A 26,687-nucleotide genomic window follows, 5' to 3' on the forward strand; every position below is an offset into this window, starting at 1 on the left:
TTTATCCTTTCGCCGGAAAGAGGCCAGCGGGTTTGATCACCAGCACAGCGGCCAAGAACCCGTAGATCAGCATCGAGGCCAGTTGCGGGGCCAGCACCGCACCGAAGGTCTGCACAAAGCCATAGATCAGCGATCCGGCGATGGCCCCTTTCAACGATCCCAGCCCGCCGACCACGATGACGATCAGGGTTGGGATCAGGATGTGCAGGCCCATGTCGGGCGTCACGCTCAGTAGCGGCGCGGCAACTGTGCCCGCAAGACCGGCTAATGCGCATCCGACGCAGAAGACGATGAAGAACAGACGCTCGACGTTGATGCCAAGACAGGCAGCCATCGCATCGTTATCAACGCCCGCGCGGATCATCGCGCCGATCTGGGTGCGCGACAGCACATAGGCCAGCGCGGCAAAGACCCCAAGGCCAAGGGCCACGACAAAGAGGCGATAGGCGGGATATTCGACGCCTAAAAACGCAACGCGGCCCGACAGGATCTCTGGCGCGTTCATGGGCAGCCCCAGATCGCCCCAGACAATGCGCGTCAGGTCCAAAAGGGCAAAGATCAGCCCGAACGTCACCAGCACCTGCGCCATCGGCCCCGATTTGCGCATCCGCCGGATCAGCAGCGTATAAAGCACCAGCCCAACCGCCATCACCGCCACGGGTGCCAGAAAAAAGCCGGTCCAATAGCCGCCCGTAGCGGCCAGCGAAGCTCCGAAATAGGCCCCCAGCGCGTAGAGCGAGCCGTGGGCCAGATTGACGAAATGCATTAGCCCGAAAATCACCGTCAAACCGATCGAGAGCAGAAACAACAGCATCGATAGTTGCAGCGCGTTCAGCGCCTGTAAGGTCCAGAAACCAAGGTCCATCGAACATATCCCCCTATTGAAAATCGCCCGGCCACGGGATGCGCGGCCGGGCCGTGGATCAGTTGGCGACGGGGGCCATGTCACAGCCGTTCGCGGGGTCACGCTCGGCGGGTAGGGTGGCCAGCACCTTCTGGGTCAGGCCGCCTTCACCAGCAACGGTCTGGTAGACGTAGATCGGCTGGACGATGTTGTTGGTCGCCGGATCGATCGAGGTCGCGCCACGGGGCCCGTCAAAGCTGACCTGACGCAGGGCATTCGCCAAAGACGCGCGGTCGGTGGCACCGGCCTTTGTGGCCTCGATCAAGGCGCGGGCGGCGTCATAGCCCTGTACCGCAAACTCGGACGGCATGCGGTCGGTCTTGGCCTTGAAGGCCGCCACGAAGGCCGCGTTCTCGGGGCTGTCGATCGTAGGAACATAGTGCAGGGCAGTGATCACACCCTCGGCGGCAGGGCCTTCGGCGTTGACATATAGGGGCGAGGTCAGGAACCCCGAGCCATAAAGCGGCATATCCGCCTTCAGGCCAAAGCTGTCATACTGCTTGACGAACGAGATCGCCTCGCCGCCCGCATAGAATACATAGACCGCATCCGCGCCGCTGGCCTTGGCCTGCGCCAGATAGGGGCCAAAGTCCTGTGTCTTCTGGAAGGGTGTGAATTCCTGCCCGACCACTTCGCCGCCCGCTGCGGTAAAGCTGGCGGTGAAGGCGTCGATCATCTGGCGACCGGCCGCATAGTCGGGGGCCAGCGTGAAGACCTTGTTGATGCCTTGCTCCTTCATCCAGCCGCCCATAGGACGGTTCACCTGCTGGTTCGAGAACGACATGCGGGTGATATAGGGCGAACAGGCCGCGCCTGTGGCCTCATCATTGCCAGCGTTCGCTACGACCAGCGGCACGCCTGCGCCGTCAACCATATCGCGAACAGCCCCCAGAACGCCCGAGCTGACGATGCCAACCATCACGTCGACCTTGTCCTGCAAGATCAGCTTTTTGGCTTTGCCCAAGGCGACGGGGGGCTTAACTTCGGTGTCTTCGCTGACCACGGTGAAGGTGGCGTCGGTGTCGCCGCCAAAGGTCTCCATGGCGATGTTAAAGCCGGTCTCGATCTCGCTTCCCAAGGCCGCGTAGACGCCGGAATAGGGCAGCAACATGCCGACTTTGATCTCATCTGCCGATGCGGTGGTCACAGCAAGGCCGGTGGCAAGGCCAAGGCCTGCCAGTAGTGCGCGTTTCATTTTAGTTCCTCCCGTTAAAAAATGGCCCCTCCTCCGGGGCTTAACCAAGGTCTCCGCCGCCCACCGGCACGGTGACGCCGGTGATGTAAGAGGCCTCATCCGATGCCAGAAACAGGATTGGTCCTGCCTGTTCATCAAGGGTTCCGTAGCGCTTCATGAAGGATGACTGGATCGTCTGGTCCACAATGGTCTGGTACCAATCGGCCCGTTGCTCTTCGTCCGCGTTGGGGTTGCGAGGCACCACGCGGGGCGGTGCCTCGGTGCCGCCGGGGGCGGTGGCGATCACGCGAATGCCGCGTTCGGCCACTTCCCACGCAAGGCTTGCAGTGATCGCATTCACGCCGCCCTTGGCCGCCGCATAGGGCACGCGGTTTAAGCCCCGCGTCGCGATGGACGAGACATTGACGATCACACCGCTGCCCTGCGGCAGCATTTGTTCTATCGCGGCGTGGCAGCAATAAAGGGTGGGGAACAGGGACCGGCGCACCTCGGCGTCGATCTGGTCAGGTTCATAGTGTTCGAACGGTTTGGCCCAGATGGTGCCGCCCACGTTATTCACCAGAATGTCGATCCGGCCCCACAGGTCCACCGCCTTGGCGATGGCCTTTTCACAGCCCTTCCACGTTTCCAAATTGACCGAGATCGCCTCGGCCACGCCGCCCGCTTTGCGGATGGCTTGCACCACATCACGGCGGCTGGGCGAGCGGTCGACGATCAACACCTTGGCCCCTTCACGGGCGGCGCGTTCGGCAACGTACCGGCCAATGCCTTGGGCCGCGCCCGTCACGACCATGACTTTGCCTGCAAAGCGGGTCATGCGGCGGCTGCCTCGGTCTCGGTCGGGTTGAACTTTTCAAAGTAGAAGTTCTGGGGTGCCACACCCAAACTGTCGAAATGGGCGCGCACCGCATCCACCATCGGGGGCGGGCCGCAGAGGTACACATCGCAATCACCCTCCACCAGATCGCCTGCGGTCAGGTGATCGGTGACAAAGCCTTTGCGGTCATGTTCCTCATCGGCGGCCGCCAGAATGGTGATGACCTTCACATTGCCAATCTTGGTAGCCAGTTCGGTCACGCGGTCCAGCTCCACCAGATCGGCGGCGCGAGTGACGGCGTAGTAAAGGGTGATCGGGTGATCGCTGCCCTGCACCGCCACCTGTTCCAGCATCGACAGGAAGGGCGCAAGGCCGGTGCCCCCCGCCAGCCAGACCTGAGCGCGGGTGATCGGGCGCAGGTAGAACGCGCCCATCGGGCCGGTTAGGGTCACGGCATCGCCAGTGGCGGCGCGGTCGGCCAGATAGCTGCTCATGACGCCGCCGGGTAGATTGCGGATCAGGAAGGTGCCCGTGTCCGTCCCCGGCAGGGACGAGAACGAATAGGACCGAGGCGCATCAGTACCGGGCACGGTGATGTTCACGTACTGACCGGGCAGAAAGCTGATCGCCTTGTCCATGGTCACCGTCAGCCCGAACGAGGTTTCCGAGAGCCGCTCTACCTCTGCCACCGTCGCGCCAATGCTTTCGGGTGCAGTCTTGCAGGCCGCGGATGAGGCAGGAATGCGGATGACGCAATCGCTTTCCGGCGTCATCTGGCAGGTCAGGACATAGCCTTGTTCTGCCTCTTCCTCGGTCATGGCCTCGTCCATGTAGAACTCCAGATCGTATTCACCCTTTTCGGCAAAGCACTTGCAGGTGCCGCAGACGCCATCGCGGCAATCCATAGGGATGTTGATTTTCTGGCGGAAGGCGGCCTCGGTCACCTTTTCGTCGTCATCGCAGGTGATGACCCGTGTCACGCCGTCTTCGAAGTTCAGAGCAATATTATAGGTCGTCATGGCAGTCTCCTCCCGTTGCCGTGCCTGTCCCATGCCCGTGCCCCGCCAACGCGGAACACGAGGTAGCTTGCTTGGTGTGTCGGGGTGGATCAGACGTGGTAAACGTCGATCACGTGGTGAATGTGATCGTTCTTCAGCACCACCTTCTTCGAGGTAATCAGAGGCCGGTCGCCGCTGACATCAAGCGTGTAGAACGACGTGCCCCAATGCTGGTCGGTCGCCCCGTAGCGGTAGCTAAGGGTCAGCCAGTTAAAGCGCACCTCAATCTGGCTGCCATTGCGGCCCGTGATCTCGATATTCGAGATATTGTGGCCTGTGCGCGGCTCGGGCAGTGATGTGGCCGAGGACCGGTCGGTCTTGATGCGGAAGACGCGATCTTCAATCCCTGCGCGGTCCGGATAGTACATCAGGGACATCTCGTTCAGGGGGTCTTCGGTCAGCAGATCTTCATCGTCCCAGGCGGGCATCCAGAAGGGGCAATCCTTGTGGTAGAAGGACAGCCAATGGTCCCAGTCGCGGTCATCCAGCGCGCGGGCCTCGGCAAAGAGGAAGGCCTGAATGTCGTCAAAGCTGACGGTCTTGGCGGTCGGGCGGTCAAGCGTTGCGGTGGTCATGGTGGTCCCTCCCTTATTCGGCTGCGCTCAGGGCTTCGGGCGCGGTTTCGCGCTCTTTGGTGATGGCGGCGGCCATGCGCTCGGTCCATTGCTTGTGCTGGATCACGAACAGGCCCTCGTCCTCGGTGCGGGCACCGGAAAGGACGGGGTTGATGCCCAGTTCCTTGGCGTCCTCATCAGGGCCTTCGATCCACTGGGTCGCACCGCGGGTCAGATCGTTCCACTTGGCGTGAGCGGCACCGGCGTAACCGCGCTGGGTGGCACGGAATTCTTCGGTATCATCAGGCGTTGCCATGCCAGAGGCGTTAAAGAAGTCCTCATACTGGCGGATGCGGCGGGTGCGTGCCTCTTGGCTTTCACCCTTGGGGGCGATGCAATAGATTGTGACCTCGGTCTTATCGACGCTGATGGGGCGGAAGATGCGCAACTGAGAGCTGAACTGATCCATCAGAAAAACGTTGGGATAAAGGCACAGGTTGCGCAGAACGCCAACCATCCACTGGGCTTTGGTTTCACCGTAAGTCTCGGTCCACTCTTCCAGACGGGGATAGTTGGGGCGGTTGGTCGGATCGGCCCACTGGGTCCACAGCAGCAGATGGCCGTTCTCATAAGAATGGAAACCGCCTCGCTGCTTCGCCCATTTCGAGGCATCCGTGGCCTTGATCTTGTCTTCCTTGCCATCTTCCGAGCGGTGCGCCGTGGTCGCCACATAGTTCCAATGGACTGAGGACACATGGTAGCCATCCGCGCCATTTTCGGCCTGAAGCTTCCAGTTGCCGTCATAGGTATAGGTCGAGGCACCGCGTAGCACTTCCAGACCTTCGTCCGCCTGATCCACCACGATGTCGATCATCTTGCGGGCCTCGCCCAGATAGTCTTCCAACGGCTGCACGTCGGCATTCAAAGACCCAAAGAGGAAGCCGCGATAGCTTTCAAAGCGGGCCACTTTGGTCAGATCGTGGCTGCCGTCCTTGTTGAACTGCTCGGGGTAGCCTGCGCCCTTGGGGTCTTTGACCTTTAAAAGCTTGCCGGTGTTCGAGAACGTCCAGCCGTGGAACGGGCAGGTAAAGGTCTTTTGGTTGCGCTTTTTGAAACGGCACAGCATCGCGCCGCGGTGGGAACAGGCGTTGACCAACGCGTGCAGCTGTCCGTCTTTGTCGCGGGTGATCACAACGGGGGTGCGGCCCATGTGCAAGGTGAAATAATCGCCGGGGTTCGGGATCTGGCTTTCATGGGCCATATAGATCCAGTTGCCTTCGAAGATGTGCTTCATCTCCAGCTCGAACAGTTCTTCATCGGTGAACATGTCGCGGCGGGCGCGGTAAATCCCGTTTTCGGGGTCATCCTGCACCATTCCGTCCAGACGGTGCGTCAGTTCATCAAGGTTCGATTGTGTGAACATGGTGTTCTCCTCCTGAAACCGCGTCCTCCCGAAACGCGGGTGTCGTGTTTGGGCATGGCTTTTCTAGCCGGCCAAGGCCGTTCCCCTGCGGGTCTGTGTGCAGCGGGGTGGTGTGTTTGTCGGGGCCGGTTCGAGGGGTGGCTTGAGGCAGGTATCAAGGCGTTGACGCTGGCTCTGGTTCGTTCCCGTGATCCGGTATTCTGTTGTTCCAAAATCTGCATCCAGAACCCCTTTTAAGTCGATAAGTCGAAGGGTCTTAGGTGATACCGAAATTGGAAGAGGTCTGGGGGTGTTACCTAACCGACTGTAAAGGCGGGTTATTGTCGGCTTCAGCCCTGTGCGCGGGCCGACAAAATCGGGGATGTCAGCGTGCCTATGGACGCGGATCATGCGCAGTGCGCTGGCCGACGGGCCCTTAGCGCGCACCGTCAACCGCCCCATCAGCGGTGCTGGGAGGTAGGGTTCAGCCCGAAGCGGGTGTTCGCGTCAGATCCAGTCCAGATTGACCTTGGTGATCGGGTAGGCCTCGGTCACAGCATTGCGCATGGCAGCAAAGCGCGGGCGCAGGTCGCGGAACTTGTTTTCATGGGTTTCCGCGACAGTCAGACGGATCGGGTCGAACAGACCTTCCGCAAGAAAATGCTCCAAGAGGTCCAACTCCGCCCCTTCGATGTCCATCTTTAGCAGGGCAATCTCGCCATGCTCGGCCACCAGATCGCGGATGATCTGGGGTAGGGACAACAGGGCTACATCGATGCTGGCCTCATCGCGCTCGTCAATCTTGCGGCCACCTTTGATGATCGTGGATTTGACCGATCCACTTTCGGGATCGTCCTCAAAGGTTTCCGTCCGCATCAATTGAATTGTGCCAGAGTCCACCGCGACCGCCGCATTATGAAGCATGACGTTGTCGTAAGAGGCCAGCCGTTTTTTGAGGCGGCCAAAGGCGTAGGGGTCAGGTTCAAAGGCGATCACAGTCGCGCCAGTCTGCGCCAGAGGTTCCGCCACATCCCCGATGTTGGCCCCGCAGTCCAGAACCACGTCACCGGGTTTCAACATCGACAGAATGCCCTGCATCATCCCGTTGGCAAAGGCAGTGCGCAGATGTCTTTTCTGCCGCCGCTCCTGCTTTTTCAGGTCGTCTTGGGAAGCCTCAGTTTCTGTGGTCTGCATTCTCTGGCTTTGAGAGGCCATTCATCTCTCCTGATCGTCGCCTGTGGGACGCTCTTTTCAGGTTACCCAAGGCGGCAACCCGTTGTTGCCAATAAAGGGGAAATGCGAAGTCTGCGCGACCTTTTTTCGAGAAAATATGGATAATTTTTCAATTTACGCGGGTTCTTGCCGAAACATGAGCCCCGCCAGAGACGGCCCAAGGCCCCCCGCTCAGACCGTCGGCATCTCCAGCTGGCAGGGGACCAGTTGCATGGTGTTCCCTTCCGTGCCGTCCTTCATGGTGCGAAACGTCAGGTCCAGAAGGGCGCTGACATCCTGACGGACCATGCCCACGTTCTGGGGCAGCAGCGCACCGAACGGGTCCCAGTCGAACGAGCCATAGCGGATCTGCGCTGCCCGCTCTGGCGCAAGGGATCGCAACCAGAACACGACCCCTTCCAGCGTGATGGTCGAGTTTACAAAGATGCCGTTCGGCACATCCGCCATCTTCAGCAAGGTCTCGCGGGCTTTTTCGGGGGCGTAGCCGTTGGTGATCATCAGATGATCAGGCACGGAGATGCCACGTTCTTTATGGGCCTCAAGAAAGCCGTGACGGCGTTCGCGGGTGTTGTGATCGTCCGAACGGCCCCCGATGAACATCAGGGGTGCACCGCCGCCAAAGTCCCGTTCGCAGGCGTCCAGAATAACCCGCGTCAGGTCCCGTGCGGCGGTGAAGTTATCGGACAGGATCGACGGAGCCTTGGTCCCCGGAAGGTCCAGATTCAGGGTTTTGACCCCTGCGGCGCGGCACAGATCAGTGATCTGGTCGGGATCGGTGGCCCCGGTGCAGATCAGGTAATCCACCTGATAGCTCAGCATTTCACGGGCGGCTTGCAGCTCTAGGGCGGGGTCCCGCTGGGTGCAGGTAATGACGGGAAACAGCCCCGCTTCACGGGCGCGGGTCTCGAATTGTTCGGCCATCGCGCCAAAGAAACGGTTGTCGTATTTCGGCAGGATCATTCCGACGATATTGGACCGGTCACGGCGCAGAACGCTGGCCTGAATGTTGACGGTATAGCCGTGTTCCTGCGCCGCCTTGAGCACCCTGTCGGCCAGCTTCTGGCTGATTCTGCGCTTCTTCCACGACCCGTTCAGAACCGAACTGACCGCCGTGGGCGAGGTGCCGACAAGTTCGGCCAAATCGTAAATCGTTGGCCGCTTTGAAGAATTCGTGTCGGACACTGCTCTGCCTTTTCTTTGTTCATCGCCATATTGACAGGCTTCGATTTCGCTGGCAATCATGCTCCATCGGTTGAGCAGAAGCTAAACATAGATGCTCAATCGAAAGAGCGGCCTTGAGGAGGGCTGTGGGAGAGGTATTGGCGAACCGGCGCTTTACGTTCCGCATCATGCGGGCGGTTTGCCTGATCCCGCGCAGCTTTCTCTCATCAGGTCGCACCATTATGGAGGAGAGAAATATGACCTTTAAACTGATGCTTACCGCGACCGTTGCCGCACTCTCGGCCACTGTTGCTGCGGCGGAAACCGCGACAGTTGCCTTCCTGATGCCCGATCAGGCTTCGACCCGCTACGAGCAGCACGACTATCCCGGTTTTCAGGCCGCGATGTCGGAACTTTGCCCCGATTGCACCGTGATCTACCAGAACGCCAACGCCGATGTGGCGCTGCAACAGCAGCAGTTCAACTCGGTCATCGCGCAGGGTGCGAAGGTTGTGGTTCTGGACCCCGTTGACAGCTCGGCTGCGGCGGCGCTGGTGCAGATCGCCCATTCGCAGGACGTGAAGGTCATCGCTTATGACCGTCCGATCCCCGATATGCCCGCAGACTTCTATGTCTCGTTCGACAACGAAGGCATTGGCCGCGCAATCGCGCAGTCGCTGGTGGATCACCTGACCGCAACCGGCGTTGCCGATGGCGAGGGCGTTCTGCAAATCAACGGCTCGCCCACGGATGCGGCGGCTGGCCTGATCCGCGACGGTATCGACAGTGCGCTGGACAACTCGGCCTATAAAACCCTGTCGGAATTCGACACTCCCGATTGGGCGCCGCCGAAAGCACAGGAATGGGCCGCCGGTCAGATCACCCGCTTCGGCGCAGAGATCAAAGGCATCGTTGCTGCGAATGACGGCACCGCAGGCGGCGCGATTGCGGCGATGAAAGCGGCTGGCGTTGACCCGCTGCCCCCCGTCACCGGCAACGACGCGACCATCGCGGCGCTGCAGCTGATCATCGCGGGCGATCAGTACAACACCATCTCCAAGCCGTCGGAAATCGTGGCCGAAGCGGCCGCCAAAGTCGCCATGACCCTGATCGAAGGCGGCACCCCCGAGGCGACCAGCACCCTTTACGACACGCCCTCGCAGCTGTTCGTGCCTGCGGTGGTGACCAAGGAGAACATCAAGGCCGAGATCTTTGATGCGGGCATCCAGACCGCCGCCGAGGTCTGCACCGGCGAATACGCCGCGGCCTGTGCTGAACTGGGCATCCAGTAACAATCAAGGCAGGGGCGGCGCGTCTGCCCCTGTCAACCTTGGGGAGGGAGAGGACCAATGAACAAAGGCGATCTGATCCTGAAACTGCGCGGCGTGTCCAAGCAGTTCGGCGCTGTCACGGCGCTACAGGATATCGAACTGGACGTCCACGCGGGCGAAGTTGTGGCCCTTGTGGGCGACAACGGGGCGGGGAAATCCACCCTGATCAAAGTGTTGGCGGGGGTCCACCAGCCCACCGCAGGCAGCATCGAATGGTGCGGTCAGCCCGTGACGCTGGACAGCCCTGGCACTGCGCTAGAGTTGGGCATCGCCACGGTGTTTCAGGATCTGGCACTGTGCGAGAATCTAGATGTGGTGTCGAATCTTTTTCTGGGACACGAAATAGACCCTTGGGCGCTGGATGAGGTTCAGATGGAGGTCCGCGCTTGGACCCTGCTGCAAGAACTGGCTGCCCGCATTCCGTCCGTGCGGGAGCCCATCGCGTCCCTGTCGGGGGGGCAGCGTCAGACGGTGGCTATCGCCCGCTCGCTGCTGCTGGACCCGAAAATCATTATGCTGGACGAACCCACCGCCGCGCTGGGTGTCGCCCAAACCGCCGAGGTTCTGAACCTGATCGAACGGGTCCGCGATCGCGGGCACGGGGTCATTCTGATCTCGCACAATATGGAGGATGTCCGCGCCGTGGCCGACCGCATTGTCGTGCTGCGTCTGGGACAGAACAACGGGGTTTTCACCGCTGAAACCTCGCATCAGGAACTGGTGGCCGCGATTACGGGGGCCGCTGAGAATAGCGTCTCCAAGCGTATGGCCCGCAAGCAAGAGGAGGCCAACGCATGAGCGATCTGTCCCCCCAACTGGACCGCGCTGACAGCCGCGTCCGCCATGACGAAGGCATCGCAGGCGCCTTGCGCGCGCTGATTGACCGGGTGAAGTCCGGCGATCTGGGAATGCTGCCGGTGATCATTGGCCTCATCGTGATTTCGGTGGTGTTTTCCACCCTTAATCCGGTGTTTCTGGCCCCCAATAACCTTGTGAACCTGCTGTTCGATGCCGCCGCCATCGGCCTGATTTCCCTTGGTGTGGTCTGCGTTCTGCTGCTGGGAGAGATCGACCTGTCGATTGGTTCGATGAGCGGTTTGGCCTCTGCCCTGATCGGGGTGCTTTGGGTGAATTCGGGCGTGCCGGTGGCACTGGCCGTGATCGGGGCGGTGCTGGCGGGGGCGCTGGTGGGGCTGCTTTACGGCTTTCTGCGCAACCGGTTCGAGATGCCCTCCTTCGTCGCGACCCTCTCGGGCCTGCTTGCTCTGCTGGGTCTGCAACTTTACCTGCTGGGATCGACTGGCAGCATTAACCTGCCCTACACCTCTGGTCTGGTGAAGTTCGGCCAGATCCTGATCATGCCGGCATGGCTGTCCTATCTGGCGGCGGTCCTGCCCGGTGCGCTGATGGTGTTCTTTGGCCTCAAGACCATGGCCCGCCGCCGCGCTGCGAACCTGTCCAGCTCTGGCCGCTCGGTCTTGTTCGCCAAAGCGGGTCTTCTGACGGCTGGCCTCTTGTTCTGTGTCTATTACCTGAACCTCGGGCGCGGTGTGCCGTGGATGTTCGGGGTCTTTACCCTGTTCGTGATCGCGCTGGACTATGCCCTGCGCCGCACCAAATGGGGCCGCTCTATGTTCGCCGTGGGTGGCAACGCCGAGGCCGCGCGCCGCTCTGGCATCAGCGTCCAGAAAATCCGCCTGTCGGCCTTTGCCCTGTGTTCGTCCCTTGCCGCATTAGGGGGTGTCTTTGCCGCGTCCCGTCTGGCCTCGGCCAGTCAGCAGGCAGGCACGGGCGATGTGAACCTGAACGCTATTGCTGCGGCAGTGATCGGCGGCACCAGCCTGTTCGGAGGACGCGGGTCCGCATGGTCGGCGCTGCTGGGGATCATCGTGATCCAAGCAATCTCTAACGGTCTGACGTTGCTGAACCTTTCGTCTTCACTGCGATACATGATCACCGGTGCCGTTCTGGCCATTGCCGTGATCGTTGACAGCCTTGCCCGCCGGTCCCGTGCCCGCCATGGCCGCGCATAAGGAATATCCCATGAGCAAACTGGAAAACAAAACCGCCGCGATTACGGGCGCTGCCTCGGGCATCGGTCTGGCCTGCGCGAAAGCTCTGCTGAACGAAGGTGCCAAGGTCGTGCTGATCGACCGTGACGGCGACAAGCTGCAGTCGCTTTGCGCGGAATTGGGGCCGAACGCCCACCCTCTGGTGCTTGACCTATTTGACGGCCCCGCTGTCAGCGCCATGGTCCCGCAGATCGAGGGTTTGGTCGGCCCGCTTGATATCTTCCACGCGAATGCCGGTTCCTACGTTGGGGGCGCGGCGGCTGAAGGGGATCCGGACAGTTGGGATCGGATGCTGAACCTCAACATCAACGCTGCTTTCCGCTGCGTGAATGCCGTACTCCCGGGCATGATCGCGCGGAAGGGCGGGGATGTGGTGTTTACCTCTTCGGTCGCCGGTGTCGTTCCCGTGGTTTGGGAGCCCGTCTACACCGCCTCAAAATTCGCGGTGCAGGCCTTCCTACACGCAACCCGCCGCCAAGTCGCGCCCCACGGGGTGCGCATGGGCGCAGTGTTACCCGGTCCTGTGGTGACGGCACTCTTGGACGATTGGCCCAAGGAAAAGATGGAAGAGGCACTGGCCAACGGATCGCTCATGCAGCCCGAAGAGGTGGCCGACGCGCTGGTCTTTATGCTGACCCGTCCCAAGGGCGTTGTGGTGCGCGATCTGGTGCTGCTGCCCAACAGCGTGGACCTGTGACATGGGCTGCGTGATCGGGATCGACGTGGGCACCGGCAGCGCGCGGGCAGGGGTCTTTGACCTCTCCGGCGCGATGCTGGGGTCCGGCAAATGCCCCATCGCCTTGCACAAAGGCGCAGGCGGCGTGGTCGAGCAATCCAGCGAGGATATCTGGAACGCGGTCTGCACATCGGTCAAAGCCGCTGTGGCGCAGGCGGGCGTTGACCCTGCCAGCGTTCAGGGCATCGGCTTTGACGCCACCTGTTCGCTGGTGATCTTGGGGCAAGGCGGCACCCCGCTGCCAGTGGCCGAGGATCGGAATATCATCGTCTGGATGGATCACCGTGCGCTTGATCAGGCGCAGCGGATCAACGCCATGGGCCATGACGTGCTGTCCTACGTGGGCGGGCGAATCTCGCCCGAGATGGAGACGCCAAAGCTACTGTGGCTGAAGGAAAACATGCCTGATCTCTACGGCAAGGCATGGCAGTTCATGGACCTGACCGATTTCCTGACGTGGCGAGCCTCGGGCGATCTGGCGCGGTCGATCTGCACGGTGACCTGCAAGTGGACCTATCTGGGCCATGAGGGGCGCTGGGATGACAGCTATTTCCACGCCATCGGGCTTGGCGATCTGGCCGATCAGGGGTTTGAACGCATCGGCAGGAATGTGGTTGAGGCAGGCACGCCCTTGGGCACCGGCCTGACCGATGCGGCTGCTGCCGATCTGGGTCTGCCCGTTGGCACCCCCGTCGGCGCGGGGCTGATTGATGCCCACGCTGGCGGGATCGGCTCGGTCGGGGATGATCCGCAAGCGCGGCTGGCCTATGTCTTTGGCACCTCGTCCTGCACGATGACCAGCACCTCTGAACCGGCCTTTGTTTCGGGTGTCTGGGGTCCGTATTTCAGTGCAATGGTGCCCGGTCTTTGGCTGAACGAAGGCGGCCAGTCCGCCGCCGGTGCCGCGATTGACGAATTGATCCTGCATCATCCCTACGCCCCGCAGGCGCAGGAACTGGCAGATCAGGCGGGACTGTCCCTGCCCGACTGGCTGGCGCAGCAGGCCGAAGGTTGCGATGTACTGGAATGCGTTAAGGGCCTGCATGTGGTGCCCGAGCCCATCGGCAACCGCGCGCCCCACGCTGACCCCAACACCCGCGCGGTGATCAGCGGGATCGGGATGGCGCGGGACCAGCAAAGCCTTGTGGCCCTCTATCTGGCCAGCCTGTGCGGGCTTGGCTACGGCCTGCGCCAGATCATCGAGGCGCAATCGCGCACCGGCACCCATGTGCAAGAGGTGGTGATCAGCGGCGGTGCAGGGAAATCGGCGCTGGTGCGGCAAGTGCTGGCAGACACCACGGGTCTGCCGGTCACGGCCCCCACCACGGATGAGCCTGTGCTGCTTGGCTCGGCCATTCTTGGGGCAGTGGCGGGCAAGGCCCATGCCGATGTGACGTCGGGGATGAAGGCGATGTCATCGCTGGATCAGGTCTACCGGCCCGATCCCACAGCAGTCGCCCGCCACAACGCCCGCTTTGCGATCTATGAGGATTTGCAGGCCACCGCCCGCAGCGCAGTGAGCATATAAGAAAAGGGCGCAGACCTTGCGCCCTTTTCCGTTATTCAGACGCGGCCGCCGAATAGTCGATGTTCAATGCGGCAACCACCTGATCCAGCGCAGTCAGCATGTCTAATGTGGCCTGCTGGGGGCGCGACGGCGCCTGTGCCTTGCCTGCGGCAATGCAACGGGCGACCTCGGCGGCTTCATAATAAAGCCCCTCATAATGGCGGCCCACGGGTTCTTCATAGTGCAGCTGAAAGCTGCCGTCGGCCGAGGCCACGGTGAACGGGCCGGGCAGGTTAAACTCGCTGCCGAACCGGATCGTGCCCTTGGTGCCGACCACCACCGCATTGGTGGGGGTAAAGCCATATAGGGTCGTGGCTAGCGTCGCCTGATTGCCGTTCTCGTTCGCCATTGCCAAAGACAACTGGCCATGCACGCCGCTTTCATCCATCTGGCAAAGGCCCGTCACTTGGCTGGGAACCCCCAGCAGCTTGGTGATGAACGACAGCGGATAGGTCCCCAGATCCAACAGCGGCCCACCCGCCAGAGCGGGATCGAAAATCCGGTGATCGCGGGCGAAATATTCGCCGTACTCCGTGTGGACCGACTTGATCTCTCCCAGCATTCCACTGTCCAGAACCTGCTGAAGCACGTCGAATTTGGGCAGGAAGTAGGTCCATAGCGCCTCGGCCAGAAAGAGGCCTTTGGCGCGGGCCAAACCCACCAGTTCCGCGCCTTGGGCGTGGGTCATCGCCATGGGCTTTTCGATGAACACATGCTTGCCTGCCTCAAGCGCCAGTTTGGCATGGGCAAAGTGCAGGTTGTGGGGCGTGGCCACATAGATCACGTCCAGATCGGGGTCGGCCACCAGTGCCTCATAGGTGCCGTGGGCAGTAGGGATATCCCATGTCTTGGCAAAGGCATCAGCCTTGCCCTGACTGCGTGATCCGACCGCCTGAAACACCTGCCGCGTATGGGCGCGGGCACTGCGGATAAACTGTTCCGCAATCCAGCCCGACCCCAGAATGCCCCAGCGCAGGGCCGGGGCCTCCATCGGATCAGGAATGCGGGACGTGGGTAAATGGTCGGGAAAGCCCATCACACGGTTTCCCACGTGCGGCTGGCCAACGAGCGTTCCATCGCGTCAATGATCCGCTGGTTTTCCAGCCCGAATTCAAAGTTCGGATAGCAGTCATCGGCGGCATAAAGACCGGTGATCAGGTCGCGCACCTCAATCACCTTCACGTCGAAATAGCCAAGGCCACCGCCCGCGAAATCAAACGGGAAGAAGGCCGAGAACTGCGGCACCTGCGATCCGGCCAGCAGGGTCTTGAACCCGCGATCCGGCTTTTCATCATTAAAGCGCGAGACTTTAAGCTCATTGAACCGCTCGCCATCCATCAGGATGGTGCCTTCGGTGCCCGAGACTTCCCAGTAGACGCCAAAGACCTTACCGGCCGAGACGCGGCTGGCCTCGATCGTGCCGCCTGCGCCATTGGCAAAGCGCACCATCGTCTGGATCTGGTCTTCGTTTTCCACCGCGCGACGCTCGGCGTTTGCGTCGGCCTTGGCGCTGTAGTTCGCCGCCCCTGTGGCGACGGGGCGGGTGGGGAAATAGGTCTGGGTCTGGGCCACAGTTTCAGCCACCGGACCCATCAGGTATTGGGCCACCGAGATCACATGGCTGCCCAAATCCCCCAAAGCGCCCGATCCGGCCTCTTTACGGGTGCAGCGCCATGAGAACGGCAGATCGGGATCGTTGAAAAATCCCTGATCGAACCAGCCACGAAAGCGCATGGGCGTGCCGATCTGGCCGCTGTCGATGATCTGTTTGGCCAGCATCGCCGCAGGGGTTTTGACGTTGTTAAACGCCACCATCGTCTTGACGCCCTTGGCCTTGGCGGCGGCGGTCATCTGTTCGGCCTCATCCACGGTGACGGCCAGTGGCTTTTCGCAGTAGACATGCTTGCCCGCGGCAATCGCCGCCATCGCCATGTCAAAGTGCATCATGTTGGGCGAGGTAATATCCACCACATCCACATCGGGATCATTGACCAAGGCGCGCCAGTCGCCGGTGGATTTCTCAAAGCCGAAACGGGCGGCGGCATCGGCGGCCAGCGCCTCGGACGCGTCGGCCAGCATGTAAAGATGCGGGATCGCGGGCAGGTCTTTGTACAGCATCGCCGCACGGCGGAAGGCATCGGCGTGGGCCTGTCCCATAAAGCCCGACCCGATCAGGCCGATGTTCATACGTTGTGTCATGGGTTGGTTCCTTTATTGGCCCTGAAACAGGGTCCGAAGTGTCTGGTGGGCACGCATTACCGCCGGCAGGGGCGGGGCGATTTGCGGGTCTTGTTCGGCCTCGACAATCAGCCAGCCCTGATAGCTGCCGGATTGGACGAAATCCTTGATGGGGGCGAAATCCACGCAGCCGTCACCGGGGACGGTGAACATTCCCGCGCGAACGCCATCGTTGAAGCTGGAGTCATTGCGACGGACATCGGCCATCACATCGGCCCGCATGTCCTTCAGGTGGATGTGGTTGATCCGGTCGCCAAAGCGGTCAATCAGGCGGGCATAGTCAAAGCCCCCCGCCGCCGCGTGCCCTGTATCCAGCAGCAGCCCAAGGCGGCGGCCCGCACGGTCAAACAGGCGGCTGACCTCATCCAAACTCTCGCAGACCATCATCAGATGGTGGTGATAGGCCAGCGCCAACCCGAATTCACCTGCCAGCCACGCGCCGTATTCGCTCAGGCGATCGGCGTAATCGCGGGCCTCGTCAGGGCTCAGGGTCAGGCGTGTGGACATGGGCGCGTCCAAAGGCGCGTCCCCTGCCATCATCGCCACTTCGCCGTAGACCATCACGTCACAGCCCATCGCCTGCAACAGCGCGGCGTGTCCCCGTGTGGCGGCGCATTCCGCTTGCAGATCACGGCTGGCCAATTCGCCCGAGTACCAGCCCGAAGCCAGTTTCAACCAGTGCGAAGACAGCATCGGCCTCAAGGTGACCGCATCGCGGGGAAACAGACGCCCCAGTTCAACGCCCTCATATCCGGCCTTGGCGGCCTCATTCAGGCATGAGGACAATGGGTTATCGCCCCCCAGATCAGGCAGCACATCATTGGTCCAAGACAAAGGGCTGACCCCAAGACGGACCCCATAGGGCAGAAAATCGTTAACACTCACGGGTCAGGGCCTCCAATCCGCGCCAAATTGCACCGGCTGGCCGGTCTTGGCCGAGACGATGGCGGCCTCGACCAGACGTTGCGCCTCATAGCCGTCGCGGATACCTGCCAGAGGGGCGGTGCCGTCACGGATCATGGCGACAAAGGCGGCCATCTCATCTCGGTAGGCTTGGGCGAACCGTTCGATAAAGTAGTTTTCGGGCGCGGCCTGAAGCGCACCGGCAGGGCTGGCGACCGACAGCATGGACTGGGGCTGGTTGCCGATGGTCAGCACCTCATTGGCGCAAAGGGCCTCAAGCCGTTGATCATAGCCCATCGGGCCACGGCGGCAGGCGGTGATCTGGCCCTGACGGCCAGACACAGTGGTGACAGTGATCATCAGGCTATCAATATCCCCCGCTGCACCGATCTCGGGACTGATCAGGCAGGCCCCAACCGCATAGACCGAGGCGATCTCTTCGCGCAGGAAGAACCGCAGCATGTCCGCGTCATGGATGGTGCTGTCGCGGAACATCCCGCCCGAGGTTTCCACATAGCTGCGCGGCGGCGGGCTGGGATCGCGGGACCACATGCTAAGTTGCTCAATGGGGCCGGTAACGCCGCTGTCGATCCGCTGGCGAGCAGCCAGAAAGCTGGCGTCATAGCGGCGCTGAAAGCCAAGCATACAAGGGATGCCACTGGCCTCGACTTTTTCCACGACAGCGGCGGTCAGAGCGAAATCCAGACTGATTGGCTTTTCGCAGAACACCGCTTTGCCGCTGTCGGCCGCTTGCTCTAGTAGGCCCGCGTGGGAATTGGTGCTGCTGGCGATGATGATCCCGTCGATCGAGGCATCCGCGAACACCTCTTCAGTTGAGGTGATCTTCGCGCCGGTTTCTGCCGCCAATGCGGCCCGTTGTGGCGTGTCAATCGGGTCCACCAAAGCGGCCAGCGTGACGCCCTGTTGCGCGGCGGCATTGCGTGCGTGAACGCCGCCGATCCGGCCCGCGCCGAAACAAGCTAGTTTCATCTGATACATCCTCCCATTGCAAAGCCGCAGCCTTGCTTGCCCTCTGGAATACGGTTGCCAAAAGCCGCGCGGCAGTCCCATATTTGATGAAATGTCATCAAAGCGGATCGAAACGGATGGGCAGCAAAGTCACGGCAGCGGATGTGGCACGGGTGGCGGGGGTCTCGCCCGCGACTGTAGACCGCGTGTTGAATGCCCGCGGCGGCGTTGCCAAAGACAAAGAAGCCCGCGTTCTGGCGGCAGCGCGGCAGTTGCGTCTGGATCGGGCGCTGGATCTGCGGGCGGCGCGGACCTTGCGCGTGGCGGCCTTCTTACAACCACCAGAAAACCCTTTTCACGCGGTGCTGGCGCAGGCTTTTGCCGATCAGAACAAGGGGCCGAACCCCTATAACCTGCAAACCAAGGTCTATTACGTGGGCCCTGACGAATCCCCTGCGAAAACCATCTCGAAAATCGCGCCGAACTATGACGCCGTCATCGTGAGCCAGCCTCAAGAGGCCGCTCTGGCCGGTACACTCGAGAAACTGGCGGCCGAGGGCACGCCTGTCATCACCCTCGCTACGCGCATTCTGGCCAAAGGAGTCAGCCACGTCGGCCCTGATGACTATCGCACGGGCCGCGTTGCCGGAGAGCTGGTGGGCCGCTGCCTCGGGCGGGCTGGCGGCACGATATTGGCGATCGCCGGACATATGTCGATGGCAGGGCAGGCCGCTCGGTATCAGGGATTTCGGGATGTCATCGCCGAGAGGTTCCCGGGGTGCAATCTGCTGCCCCTTAGAGAGAGCAGGGATTCAGGATCGCGTGCTGCGGCGCTCGTGGGGGATACGCTCGCGGCTCATCCCGACCTCGCGGCGATCTACAACGCCTCGGCGGGCACGATGCCGATTGCGGACCTACTCAAACGGCAGGGGCTTGCGGGGCAGGTCATGTTTTTCACCCATGAGTTGACATCCGAACGCCGCGCCCTGCTGGCAAATGGGGTGTTGGATGCGGTGCTGGATCAGGACCCCGTGAAAGAGGTGGCCATCGCCTTGCACGTGGTTGCAGATGCCTTTGGGCGCAGTCCGCTGAAAGTGGAAAGTACAGAGCCGCCCGTTCGGATTTATTTTCGGGAAAGCCTCTGAATCGTCATTAGGCCAGTCTTGATGATGCGATCATCTCGGCCCATGATCATTTCGCATCATGGATTTGAGCGGAGGCAGACATGGCAGGACGACCGACGATCAAGGATCTGGCCCGCGCCGCCGGTGTCGGCACAGCCACTGTGGACCGCGCCCTGAACGGTCGCGGCACCGTGCGCGAGGATACCGTGCGCAAGATCGCCGAGGCCGCCCACCGCATCGGCTATCACGCTGCGGCCCTGATTGATCAGCAGATTGACGCGGCTCTGCCAGAGATCACCTTCGGCTTTGTCCTGCACAAGGGAAAGCAGCAGTTCTACCAGAATTTCGCCAAAGAGATCGAGGCCGCCATCGCCGCCCGCACCGATATCAGGGGGCGCGCGATCATCCGGTTTTCGGCCTCGCAAACGCCCGAGGACTTTCTGAAAGAGATCCGCAAGATCGCGCCAAAGATCGACGTGCTTGGCAGCTCGGCGGTGAACCATCAGAACATCACGCAGGAAGTGCGACAGCTGAAAGAGGCCGGAACGCCGACCTTTGCCTTGCTAAATGATTTCGCCCAAGGCATCCGCGAGGCTTATTTGGGCCTTAATAATATGCAGGTTGGCCGTATGGCGGGGTGGATGGTGACCACGGCGGCCAAGGCGCCGGGCAAGCTGGCGGTCTTTGTGGGTGGCAACCGCTGGCACGGCCACGAACTGCGCGAGACCGGCTTTCGCAGCTATGTCCGCGACAGCGCGCCGGGCTTCACGGTGCTGGACAGCCTTGTGAATCTAGAGACGCGGCAACTGACCTATGAATCCACTTTGGACCTCTTGGACCGGCATAACGACCTGCGCGGTCTTTATGTGGCGGGCGGCGGGATGGAGGGGGCTATTGCCGCCCTGCGCGAGGTATCACAGCCCCATCAGGTGGCGCTGGTGGTGAACGAATTGACCATCGACAGCCGCGCCGCCCTGACCGACGGCTTCGTGACCATGGTCATCTCGACCCCTCTTCAAGAGCTGTGCACCGACATGATCGACAAGATGGTGAACGTGGTCAAACACGGTAGCTCCGAGACGCCGGGCCAGAGTTTTATCCAGCCGCAGGTCTATCTGCCTGAATCTTTCGGGTGATGTAATCACATCAAAATTCTCCCAAGAAATACATCATGAATGATGTGATATTTGAGGGTCGGATTGACGCACCCCTATCCGTTCGACCATGGTCCCGCTACCGGCGAGGTTCAGAATCTCGCCAGTCTGGGAGGACAATCGTTTCTGCGAAGACCCCGCCAATCCCCGCAAAGGGAACGGCTGGTGATCCAATCCGCACCAATGTGCGGAAACGATATCCTCTTGCCTGACGATAGGAGGTCCACACGCGGTAATTGTATGGCGTGGGGGTTACGGCAAAGCCCGAGGGCCGCGCCACCGGCATGAGAGCACCGCTGGCCCGCCGGAGCCGGCATGGGAGGAAAGACATGAAAAAGACACTTCTGGCCGCTGGCCTAAGCACCCTGATGGTCACCACCGCAAGCGCCGAAACCATCGGCGTGTCGATGGCGCTGTTCGACGACAACTTTCTGACTGTTCTGCGCAACGGCATGATTGAAATGGCCGACGGCATGGACAACGTCGAAATTCAGGTCGAGGACGCGCAGAACGACGTGGCCAAGCAGCTTGACCAGATCAACAACTTCATCGCTTCGGGCGTGGATGCTGTGATCGTGAACCCCGTGGACACTTCGGCCACTCAGGCGATGACCGCAGCCGCAGAGGCCGCCGGCGTGCCGCTGGTCTATGTGAACCGCCAGCCCATCAACGTGGACAGCCTGCCCGACAACCAGGCGTTTGTGGCCTCGAACGAGATCGAGTCCGGCACGCTGGAAGCCTTTGAAATCTGTAAAAACCTGCGCGCAGCGGGCAAGGGCGGCGGCGCTCGTGCCTATGTCCTGATGGGCGAGCTGTCGAACCAGGCCGCCGTTCAGCGGACCAAGGACGTCGAGGACATTCTGGGCACCGACATGTGCAACTTCATCACCGTTGTCGATCAGCAGACCGCCAACTGGTCGCGCGATGAGGCACAGGATCTGATGACCAACTGGTTGTCGGCGGGCGAGCCCTTTGACGCTGTGATCGCCAACAACGACGAAATGGCCATCGGTGCCATTCAGGCGATGAAAGCGGCAGGCATCGATATGGCATCGGTTGAAGTGGGCGGCGTTGACGCGACCGCAGACGCGCTGGCAGCGATGGCCGCCGGTGATCTGGACGTGACCGTCTTCCAGAACGCAGCCGGTCAGGGCGCAGGCGCGCTGGACGCGGCGCTGAAGCTGGCGGCAGGCGAGGCGGTGGACCAGAAGGTCTACATCCCCTTCGAACTGGTCACCCCTGCGAACCTCTCGAACTACGCCAAGTAAGCAAGAACGGGGCGCCTTCGGGCATCCCCGAGACAAAAGGCAAAGCGGCGGAACAGGCGCCGCTTTGTCCCTGCGCGGGACGCACCGCGCAGCATTATCTGGGAGCAAGACATGTCGCAAAGTTCGCATGGCATCGGGGGTCTGACCTTTGATGAAAAGAAGAAAGCGCGCGCGCCGGAGTGGAACGTATTCTTCGCGCTGCTGCTGATCGTCGGGATCTTCGAAGGTCTTGGCGCTCTGCTGATGGGGCAGAGCCTGCTGTTCGACAGCGCCGACCGCTTTGACAGCATCTTCAACGAGGCACGCCTTAAGATCATCATCCTTCAGGTCGCGATTATCGGGATTATCGCACTGGGATCGACGCAGGTGATCATCCTTGGCGGGATTGACCTGTCACCGGGCTCGATCGTGGGTGTGACCGCCATGATCGCCATGTCTTTCGCTCAGGTCGCTGAAATCAGCGCCGGTGTAGTGAACCCCAAGTTGATGTGGGCGGGGATTTCCGATCTGCCGGTGATCGTGCCGATTGTGATCGGTCTGGCCGTGGGTATCGCGGCGGGCGCGATTAACGGCCTCTTGATCGCCTACACCCGCATTCCGCCCTTTATCGCCACCCTTGGCATGATGGTTTTCGCCCGTGGCGCTGCAAAGTGGTGGTCGAAGGGTCAGCCGATCTCTTTCCCGACTGACAGCTATGCCGCCCTTGGCGCGGGTATGATGCCGGTCTTCATCTTCATCGCACTTGCGATCCTGTTCCACCTGATCCTCAAGTACACCGTCTACGGCAAGCACACCTACGCCATCGGCTCGAACGAGCAAGCCAGCCGCATGTCGGGCATCAAGGTCGAGCACCACAAGGTGCTGGTCTACACCATCGCAGGCGCTCTGGCCGCTCTGGCTGCAATCGTCCTGTCGTCCAAGAACCTGACTGCTCAGGCCGGTATGGGCGTGATGTACGAACTGGACGCCATCGCCATGACCGTGATCGGGGGCGTGTCCCTGTCCGGTGGCCGAGGCTCGATCCTTGGGACTGTGCTGGGGTCGCTGATCTTCGGGGTGATTATCTCTGGTTTCACTTTCCTCAAGCTGGATGCCTACTATCAGGAAATGGTCAAAGGCATCATCATCGTCGGCGCTGTGGTCCTTGACCAGTATCGCCAGAAACGCAACGCGAGCCGGATGTAAGGGACTGATATGCTTGACTATACCAATGCGGAAGTCGTCCTTGAGACGCGCGATCTGACCAAGCACTACGGCGGCGTGCATGCGCTGGAAGGGGCGAATTTCAAGATCCACAAGGGCGAGCATGTGGCCATCATGGGCGACAACGGGGCGGGGAAATCCACCTTCGTGCGCCAGATCACAGCCGTGGAACAGCGCACCCGTGGCGACATCATCCTGAACGGCCAGCCGACCCAGTTCGACAGCCCGATCGAGGCCCGTGAAGCCGGGATTGAAACCGTGTTCCAGAACCTTGCGCTAGCCGATGATCTGGATGTCCCCTCGAACCTGTTTCTGGGCCGCGAGAAGGTCAAATTCAAACTCGGGCCGTTCTCGATCCTTGATAACAAGGCGATGCGGGAAGCGACGATGGCGGGTCTGGTGAAAACGGGCGTGAAAATCCCGAACATCCTGAACTCGATCCAGAACATGTCGGGCGGTCAGCGCCAGTGTGTGGCCATCGCCCGCACCGCCGCCTTCCATTCGAAACTGACCATCATGGACGAGCCCACCGCTGCGCTTGGCGTTCAGGAAACCGCTCAGGTCGAAAACATCATCCGGACCCTGAAAGAACAGCAGGAACCGGTGATCCTGATCAGCCACAACATGCGGCAGGTCTTTGATCTGATGGACCGGATCGTCGTGTTCCGTCGGGGCCGCATCTGCGCGAACTTGACCATCGATGGTTCGATCAAGCCCGAGGATGTGGTCGCCTACATCACCGGCGCGAAAACCGGCGAAGAGTTCCCCGAGGCGATGTAATCGCCAAAGGGCAACCAGCCGGTCAAAGGGACCGCCTTTCCTCCCTCTCCACGGGGGCGGTCCCTGAAATGTCCTGAACGGACACGACTACCCCAGATTTCTGCCCGCGCCTTGCGGGTGGACCTGTCTTCTGCAACCCGACGAAAGGGTCTGACCTATGAAAATCGCACTCGACCCCTTTATGCACCGGCACCTCAGCCTTGAGGATCTGCCCCGCAAGGTCAAAGAGCTTGGCTATGACCATATCGAACTGTCCCCCCGCGGTGACTTTCTGGAATGGTTCAAGGCCCCCCGCGTGTTTCCGGACCGCATCAAAAGCTTCAAGAAAGCTCTGAAAGACGCCGAGGTCGAAGTGGCCACACTGCTGCCCATGTACCGTTGGGCCAGCAACGATGAGGACGAACGTAAAGCGGCCATCAAACACTGGAAACGCGCCATCGAGATCGCGGTCGAAATGGGCGTGGACACCATGAACAGCGAATTCGGCCGTGGCCCGCACCCTGACAAAGGCACCTGCTATTGCTGCCACACCGGCTCCATGATCGAGGCCTGCGAGGATGCATGGTGGCGGTCCATGGACGAGTTGGTCCCCATTCTGGAGCGCGAAGGCATCCAGCTGAACATCGAGCCCCACCCCGAGGATTGGGTCGAAACCCTTCAGCCCTCGGTCGATCTGATCCGCACAGTGAACAGCAAGAACGTCCGGTTCCTCTACTGCACGCCGCACACCTTCTATTTCGGGGATGACACGGTGGCCATGCTGCGCGAATGCGCCGATGTGCTGGCCCACGTGCATATCGCTGACACTTTCAACCACAAGGCCTCTAGCGGGCTGCGCTACATCATCAACCCGCCGGGCAGCAGTGCCCGCGTGCACCAGCACCTGAACATCGGTCAGGGCGAGGTGCCGTGGGATGACTTTTACCGCACGCTGGCCGAGATCGGCTTTGACGGCATCATGACCGCCTGCGTCTTCGCTTGGGAAGAGCGCGCGGACGAATCCGGCATCTTCATGCGCGCGGAAATGCAGCGCTACGTCGACAAATACTTCAAATAAGGAATGCACCAAATGACACTCAAAATCGGTGTAATCGGAACCGGTATGATTGGCCGCGACCACACCCGCCGCATCCAGCAGGTGCTGGCCGGTGTCGAAGTCACAGCCCTGTCGGACGTCAATCTGGACAGCGCCCGCGCGGTCCAAGCGGACCTCTGCCCCGACGCGCAGGTGTTCGAGACCGGACAGGACCTGATCGCCAGTGATACGGTTGACGCAGTGCTGGTCTGCTCGTGGGGTGCGACCCATGAGGAATATGTGCTGGCCGCAATCGCCGCAGGTAAGCCTTGCTTCTGCGAAAAGCCGCTGGCCACCACGGCCGAAGGCGCCAAGCGCATCGTTGACGCCGAAGTCGCCCACGGCAGCCGTCTGGTGCAGGTCGGTTTCATGCGCCGTTATGATGTGGGCTATGTGGCCCTGAAAAAGGTGGTCGATAGCCAGATCGGTGCACCGATCATGGTGCATGCGGCCCACCGCAACCCCACAGTGCCCGAACAATACGTGACGCCCATGGCGATCCACGACACCCTGATCCACGAGATCGACGTGTTCCGCTGGCTGCTGGACGATGACTATGTCTCGGCCCGCGTGACCTTTCCGCGCACCTGCGCTGCCAGCCACGCCAAGCTGCGCGACCCGCAGATCGTGACCCTGAAGACTGCCAAAGGCACCGTGATCAACACCGAGATCTTCGTGAACTGCAAATACGGCTATGACATCCAGTGTCAGGTTGTCGGCGAAGAGGGCATCGCATCGCTGCCCGAACCCATCGCCATCACCAAGCGCCTGAACGCGACCCTGCAAAACGAAATCCTGACCGATTGGAAGGATCGCTTTGTGGACAGCTACGACGTGGAACTGACCGACTTTATCAAGGCCGCCACTGCGGGGACCGCCGCAGGCCCGTCCTCTTGGGATGGCTATATGGCGGCTGTGACCTCGGACGCTTGCGTGACCGCGCAAGAGGACGAAGGCGCATTGGTCGAGATTTCCTACCCCGCCCGTCCGGCGCTTTATAACTGAGGCTTCCCATGGACTTTGCAATCAACCACATCTGCACGCCGAAAAAGTCGCTGGAAGAGTTCTTTGCCATGACTAAGGCGCTAGGGTGCTCGAAGGTCGAAATCCGCAACGACATCCCCGATGTCGTCGGCACCCGCACTCCCGAAGAGGTCAAGGCAGCCGCCGAGGCCGCAGGGGTCACAATCCTGTCTATCAACGCGCTTTACCCGTTCAACGTCTGGTCCGGCGATCTGCCCGCCCGCGCCGAGGCAATGGCCGATTACGCCGCCGCCTGCGGGGCAATGGCGCTGGTCATGTGCCCGCTGAACGACGGTACCGAGGTTTCGTTTGACGATCTGGTAGCAAGCCTGAAAGCCATGAAGCCCATTCTGGATGCGCGCGGCCTGACCGGTCTGGTCGAGCCTCTGGGCTTTCCGGTTTCCTCCATGCGTAAGAAGTCGGTCGCGATCGAGGCCATCAAGGCGGCAGGCGGCGAGGGCACCTACAAGCTGATGCATGACACCTTCCACCATCATCTGGCAGGCGAGACCGAGTTCTTTCCCGAATGGACCGGCCTTGTGCATATCTCGGGCGTCGTCGATCCCGATGTGGTGGTGGATGACATGCTGGACGCCAATCGAGTGCTGGTCGATGGCGCGGACCGTCTGGAAAACATCCCCCAGATCAAGGCGCTTTTGGCGGCAGGCTATGACGGCCCCTTCAGCTTTGAACCCTTCGCAGAAGAAGTCCACGCCTTGGCCGATGGTCAGGCAGCATTGGCCGAGAGCATCGGGTTTATCAAAGCTTCGCTTTGATCGGGGTAGGGGGCTCTGCCCCCTCTTGGCCCATTTTGGGCCAATTCACCCCCGCGGTATTTTTACCAAGCTGAATGTTTGGTGCATGGAGGGAATTTGGGATGCTTGATTTGGATGTAATCACCATTGGGCGTGCTGGTGTTG

At 61.1% G+C, this 26,687-nt stretch carries 25 protein-coding genes; 13 read left to right on the forward strand and 12 right to left on the reverse strand.

Translation table 11 applies throughout. The features are described 5' to 3' along the window. Position 1: 1 nt before the first annotated feature. The 8 genes from CLV74_RS14590 to CLV74_RS14625 form a co-directional block, all read right to left on the reverse strand. Entirely contained in the window at positions 2 to 865 is an 864-nt protein-coding gene (locus CLV74_RS14590) for a branched-chain amino acid ABC transporter permease (protein ID WP_106266137.1), read from the reverse strand. 58 nt (positions 866 to 923) lie between these two features. Beyond that, positions 924 to 2,099: an ABC transporter substrate-binding protein gene (locus CLV74_RS14595; protein ID WP_106266140.1), complete on the reverse strand. Its 1,176-nt coding sequence runs from the start codon at positions 2,097 to 2,099 to the stop codon at positions 924 to 926. Between the two features lie 40 nt (positions 2,100 to 2,139). After that, complete coding sequence (benD, locus tag CLV74_RS14600; RefSeq protein WP_106266143.1) at positions 2,140 to 2,916, reverse strand: benzoate diol dehydrogenase BenD; 777 nt, start codon at positions 2,914 to 2,916, stop codon at positions 2,140 to 2,142. Next, positions 2,913 to 3,935, reverse strand: coding sequence for a benzoate 1,2-dioxygenase electron transfer component BenC (gene benC, locus CLV74_RS14605; protein ID WP_106266145.1), 1,023 nt, complete (start codon positions 3,933 to 3,935; stop codon positions 2,913 to 2,915). The genes benD and benC overlap by 4 nt, the downstream gene beginning before the upstream one ends. An 89-nt stretch (positions 3,936 to 4,024) precedes the next feature. Next, positions 4,025 to 4,549 (reverse strand): benzoate 1,2-dioxygenase small subunit, encoded by a 525-nt coding sequence (benB, locus tag CLV74_RS14610; RefSeq protein ID WP_106266147.1) that lies wholly within the window; start codon positions 4,547 to 4,549, stop codon positions 4,025 to 4,027. A 13-nt stretch (positions 4,550 to 4,562) separates the two neighbouring features. Continuing rightward, complete coding sequence (gene benA / locus CLV74_RS14615) at positions 4,563 to 5,951, reverse strand: benzoate 1,2-dioxygenase large subunit (protein WP_106266149.1); 1,389 nt, start codon at positions 5,949 to 5,951, stop codon at positions 4,563 to 4,565. A 486-nt stretch (positions 5,952 to 6,437) separates the two neighbouring features. Then, a complete protein-coding gene (locus CLV74_RS14620; protein WP_106266151.1) occupies positions 6,438 to 7,145 on the reverse strand; it encodes an FkbM family methyltransferase in 708 nt (235 codons plus the stop codon). A 189-nt stretch (positions 7,146 to 7,334) separates the two neighbouring features. After that, positions 7,335 to 8,303 (reverse strand): substrate-binding domain-containing protein, encoded by a 969-nt coding sequence (locus CLV74_RS14625; RefSeq protein ID WP_245888559.1) that lies wholly within the window; start codon positions 8,301 to 8,303, stop codon positions 7,335 to 7,337. A gap of 278 nt (positions 8,304 to 8,581) precedes the next feature. Between CLV74_RS14625 and CLV74_RS14630 the strand changes: the two genes are divergently transcribed. From CLV74_RS14630 to CLV74_RS14650, 5 genes are read left to right on the forward strand one after another with little or no spacing between them, the layout of a single operon-like run. Next, positions 8,582 to 9,616: an ABC transporter substrate-binding protein gene (locus tag CLV74_RS14630; protein WP_106266155.1), complete on the forward strand. Its 1,035-nt coding sequence runs from the start codon at positions 8,582 to 8,584 to the stop codon at positions 9,614 to 9,616. Positions 9,617 to 9,673: 57 nt separating this feature from the next. Continuing rightward, positions 9,674 to 10,453 carry an ATP-binding cassette domain-containing protein gene (locus CLV74_RS14635; RefSeq protein WP_106266158.1) on the forward strand — a complete coding sequence of 260 codons (780 nt, stop codon included), beginning with the start codon at positions 9,674 to 9,676 and terminating at the stop codon, positions 10,451 to 10,453. Further along, the gene (locus CLV74_RS14640; protein ID WP_106266161.1) at positions 10,450 to 11,688 is read left to right on the forward strand and encodes a sugar ABC transporter permease; all 1,239 of its coding nucleotides are present in this window, start codon (positions 10,450 to 10,452) and stop codon (positions 11,686 to 11,688) included. The genes CLV74_RS14635 and CLV74_RS14640 overlap by 4 nt, the downstream gene beginning before the upstream one ends. A gap of 10 nt (positions 11,689 to 11,698) precedes the next feature. Beyond that, positions 11,699 to 12,424, forward strand: a complete 726-nt coding sequence (locus CLV74_RS14645; RefSeq protein ID WP_106266163.1) for an SDR family oxidoreductase — start codon at positions 11,699 to 11,701, stop codon at positions 12,422 to 12,424. Between the two features lies 1 nt (position 12,425). Then, positions 12,426 to 13,991 carry an FGGY-family carbohydrate kinase gene (locus tag CLV74_RS14650; protein ID WP_106266165.1) on the forward strand — a complete coding sequence of 522 codons (1,566 nt, stop codon included), beginning with the start codon at positions 12,426 to 12,428 and terminating at the stop codon, positions 13,989 to 13,991. Positions 13,992 to 14,022: 31 nt separating this feature from the next. Here the strand turns inward: CLV74_RS14650 and CLV74_RS14655 are convergent, their stop codons facing one another. The 4 genes from CLV74_RS14655 to CLV74_RS14670 are packed head-to-tail and all read right to left on the reverse strand — an operon-like array spanning position 14,023 to position 18,161. Continuing rightward, positions 14,023 to 15,066 carry a Gfo/Idh/MocA family protein gene (locus tag CLV74_RS14655; RefSeq protein WP_106266167.1) on the reverse strand — a complete coding sequence of 348 codons (1,044 nt, stop codon included), beginning with the start codon at positions 15,064 to 15,066 and terminating at the stop codon, positions 14,023 to 14,025. Continuing rightward, on the reverse strand, positions 15,066 to 16,229 hold the full coding sequence (locus CLV74_RS14660) for a Gfo/Idh/MocA family protein (RefSeq protein ID WP_106266169.1): 1,164 nt from the start codon (positions 16,227 to 16,229) through the stop codon (positions 15,066 to 15,068). The genes CLV74_RS14655 and CLV74_RS14660 overlap by 1 nt, the downstream gene beginning before the upstream one ends. Positions 16,230 to 16,241: 12 nt before the next feature. Then, on the reverse strand, positions 16,242 to 17,153 hold the full coding sequence (gene iolE / locus CLV74_RS14665; RefSeq protein ID WP_106266172.1) for a myo-inosose-2 dehydratase: 912 nt from the start codon (positions 17,151 to 17,153) through the stop codon (positions 16,242 to 16,244). A 3-nt stretch (positions 17,154 to 17,156) separates the two neighbouring features. Then, positions 17,157 to 18,161: a Gfo/Idh/MocA family protein gene (locus CLV74_RS14670; protein ID WP_170108070.1), complete on the reverse strand. Its 1,005-nt coding sequence runs from the start codon at positions 18,159 to 18,161 to the stop codon at positions 17,157 to 17,159. A gap of 116 nt (positions 18,162 to 18,277) precedes the next feature. Here CLV74_RS14670 and CLV74_RS14675 point away from each other — a divergent pair, with 116 nt between their 5' ends. The 8 genes from CLV74_RS14675 to CLV74_RS14710 all read left to right on the forward strand — a co-directional run bounded on the left by CLV74_RS14675 (position 18,278) and on the right by CLV74_RS14710 (position 26,543). Beyond that, positions 18,278 to 19,285, forward strand: coding sequence for a LacI family DNA-binding transcriptional regulator (locus CLV74_RS14675; RefSeq protein ID WP_170108071.1), 1,008 nt, complete (start codon positions 18,278 to 18,280; stop codon positions 19,283 to 19,285). An 80-nt stretch (positions 19,286 to 19,365) separates the two neighbouring features. After that, positions 19,366 to 20,400: a LacI family DNA-binding transcriptional regulator gene (locus CLV74_RS14680; protein ID WP_106266178.1), complete on the forward strand. Its 1,035-nt coding sequence runs from the start codon at positions 19,366 to 19,368 to the stop codon at positions 20,398 to 20,400. Between the two features lie 347 nt (positions 20,401 to 20,747). Further along, positions 20,748 to 21,686: a substrate-binding domain-containing protein gene (locus CLV74_RS14685; RefSeq protein WP_106266180.1), complete on the forward strand. Its 939-nt coding sequence runs from the start codon at positions 20,748 to 20,750 to the stop codon at positions 21,684 to 21,686. 111 nt (positions 21,687 to 21,797) lie between these two features. Beyond that, positions 21,798 to 22,871 carry an ABC transporter permease gene (locus tag CLV74_RS14690; RefSeq protein ID WP_106266182.1) on the forward strand — a complete coding sequence of 358 codons (1,074 nt, stop codon included), beginning with the start codon at positions 21,798 to 21,800 and terminating at the stop codon, positions 22,869 to 22,871. A 9-nt stretch (positions 22,872 to 22,880) separates the two neighbouring features. Continuing rightward, positions 22,881 to 23,669, forward strand: coding sequence for an ATP-binding cassette domain-containing protein (locus CLV74_RS14695; protein ID WP_106266184.1), 789 nt, complete (start codon positions 22,881 to 22,883; stop codon positions 23,667 to 23,669). A gap of 157 nt (positions 23,670 to 23,826) precedes the next feature. Further along, on the forward strand, positions 23,827 to 24,726 hold the full coding sequence (locus CLV74_RS14700) for a sugar phosphate isomerase/epimerase family protein (RefSeq protein ID WP_106266186.1): 900 nt from the start codon (positions 23,827 to 23,829) through the stop codon (positions 24,724 to 24,726). 12 nt (positions 24,727 to 24,738) lie between these two features. Next, complete coding sequence (locus tag CLV74_RS14705) at positions 24,739 to 25,749, forward strand: Gfo/Idh/MocA family protein (protein WP_106266188.1); 1,011 nt, start codon at positions 24,739 to 24,741, stop codon at positions 25,747 to 25,749. An 8-nt stretch (positions 25,750 to 25,757) separates the two neighbouring features. Then, positions 25,758 to 26,543: a TIM barrel protein gene (locus tag CLV74_RS14710; protein ID WP_106266191.1), complete on the forward strand. Its 786-nt coding sequence runs from the start codon at positions 25,758 to 25,760 to the stop codon at positions 26,541 to 26,543. The last annotated feature ends 144 nt before the right edge of the window (positions 26,544 to 26,687 follow it).

The sequence above is a fragment of the Donghicola tyrosinivorans genome (genome assembly GCF_003003355.1).
Lineage (GTDB): Bacteria > Pseudomonadota > Alphaproteobacteria > Rhodobacterales > Rhodobacteraceae > Donghicola > Donghicola tyrosinivorans.